The 2,183-nt window shown below is 69.0% G+C and carries 2 protein-coding genes; both read left to right on the top strand.

The window, feature by feature from the left end; genetic code table 11:
- The first annotated feature begins 130 nt into the window (after positions 1-130).
- The gene (locus tag Q4I23_RS32300) at positions 131-1,042 is read left to right on the top strand and encodes a TniB family NTP-binding protein (protein WP_498528949.1); all 912 of its coding nucleotides are present in this window, start codon (positions 131-133) and stop codon (positions 1,040-1,042) included.
- The gene (locus Q4I23_RS32295) at positions 1,039-2,127 is read left to right on the top strand and encodes a TniQ family protein (RefSeq protein WP_498528948.1); all 1,089 of its coding nucleotides are present in this window, start codon (positions 1,039-1,041) and stop codon (positions 2,125-2,127) included. The genes Q4I23_RS32300 and Q4I23_RS32295 overlap by 4 nt, the downstream gene beginning before the upstream one ends.
- Positions 2,128-2,183: the final 56 nt, after the last annotated feature.

The raw sequence follows: 2,183 nt of genomic DNA, 5'->3' as shown, positions 1-2,183 counted from the left end.
GTTATAGTCTCGTGGGCTCGGAGATGTGTATAAGAGACAGGGCCACCCCCGGCGCCCCGCCCGCGCCGGCCGAGCCGGCGGTACCGCCCGTCCGGCGCGTCCGGCCGGTGGCCGACCTGGAGGGCTGGTCATGACGGCCTACGATCACCTGCACCCGTCGACGGTCCCCCTGCTTGCCCTGCCGAAGGCCGAGCGCATCCAGCGCGCACGCACCAAAATGTGGATTCCCTACGCCTCGGCGCGCGAGCCTTACGCGGCCATGAGTCTGCTGCTGGAGGCCCCAAAGCAGCAGCGTCCGGAAAACGTCCTGATCGAGGCCCCAACCAACAACGGCAAGTCGACGCTGCTCGAGCGCTTCGAAGCCGACCACCCACCGTTGCCCCGGCCCGAACACGACATGGCGCTGATTCCGGTCGTGAAGATCGACATGCCGGAGCATCCGACCCTGGGCATCGTCTACCAGACGATCCTCGACCGCCTCGGCTGCCCCTACGCGCCGGGCGCGATCCGGCGCGAACTGCGCCGCGCCGTCCTCACCATCTTGGAAGCGGTCGGCACGCGGGTCCTCCTGGTGGACGAGCTGCACAACCTGAACCAGGCCGGACCCAACGAGCGGGACGGTGTCCTGGCGTTCTTCCGGGCGCTGGGCAACGAGGCGGCGCTGCGCATCAGTCTGGTCTTCGCCGGCACGCAGGGAGCGCGCACCACGGCGCAGCACGACGCCCAACTGCTGAACCGCTTCGAGGTCTTCCAGCTTCGCCCTTGGCGCGATGGCGACGCCTTCCGTGAACTTCTGGCATCCTTCGAGGCCCTGATGCCGTTGCGCGAGGCTTCGTACCTCGGGGACGACGACGCGCTCGCCCGCGACATCCTGCGTCGCGGAGAAGGGGCGATCGGCGAGTTCTTCAAGATCATCAGCCGCGCCGCCGTCCTCGCGATCGAGACCGGCGAGGAGCGGATCACGTTGAAGACCCTGGAGCGGATCCGCTACCAGCCGCCGTCGCAGCGCAAGATCGACGTTGAGTTGCCGGGGCTGCCATGAGCGGTCGTCCGTGGCCGTGCCGGCCGAAGCCGCTGGAGGACGAATTGCTGTCCTCTTGGATCGCGCGCACAGCGGTGGCCCACGGCATGCAGCCAATCACTTTCATGCATGCGGCATGGCCCGGCCAATTGCATCAGACGCACGACATCGACCATCTTGGCAGCGCGGCGGTGACCGATGTCATGGCCGCCGGCACGCTGACCAACCCCGAACTGGCGGCTGCCACGACCCTGAAGGCGTTCGTTGGCCAACTGTTTGAGTCGCACGCGCCAACGGAAGGGCGGAAGGGCGGCACGAAATGGGTGACGCGCTCCGACATCGCCGGCGGTATCTGGCACCGGCCGGCGCAGCAGTTCTGCCCGGCATGCTTGGCCAACGGCATCCCCTACCTGCGGCGGTCCTGGCGCCTCGCCCTGACGGCGGTCTGCACGCGGCACGGGGTCATCCTCGCCGACCGCTGCGGCGACTGCGGTGCTCCCGTGGTCGTCATCCGGGCGGACGATCCGCGCACCTGTCACCGTTGCGGCGCGGACCTCGCGCAAACTCCCTGTGTGCCCGCTCCGTCCGAGGCGCTGCCCTTCCAGCGGCGGCAGGAGGCCATCCTGCGCCGGGGCTGGGCGCAACTCGGCGAGTACCATATGTACTCCGTCCGGTACTTCGACCTTCTGCACCACGTGCTGCGCCTCCTGGCCGGACCGCGGTGCGGCGACGACCTGCGGACGATGGTGGCCCGCCTGTGGGGCGGCGATCCACGGTCGCCTGAGCGTCCCGCCAAGGGGGCAGGGCTTGAGGCGATGGGGCCGGCCACGCGGGCCCGCCTGCTCGACCTTGCCGCGCGGTTGATGGTTGGCTGGCCCTACCGCTTCGTCGGGGCCTGCGCCGAGGCCGGCGTGTGGCAGGGCATGCTCATGGTGCATTTCACCGACGCCCCGCACGCCTACGCCGATCCGGTGCGTTACCTGCTGTTCAACGGCGTCTACCGGCCGACCCGCGCGGAGGCGGAAGCGGCCGCCGCGTACCTGCGCCGAACGGGGCAGCCGGTCACCACACGCGCTCTGGCCAGACTAGTCCTCGTTCAAGGCTGAACTGATGGGTAGAGGCTGCGCAATTTGATCCGCGCATTTTCGGTTGTGAACTGCCA

Source organism: Azospirillum sp. UFLA03-27 (assembly GCF_059803775.1).
The sequence above is the reverse complement of the archived record's forward strand: the minus strand, read 5'-3'. Positions and strand labels throughout refer to the sequence as shown.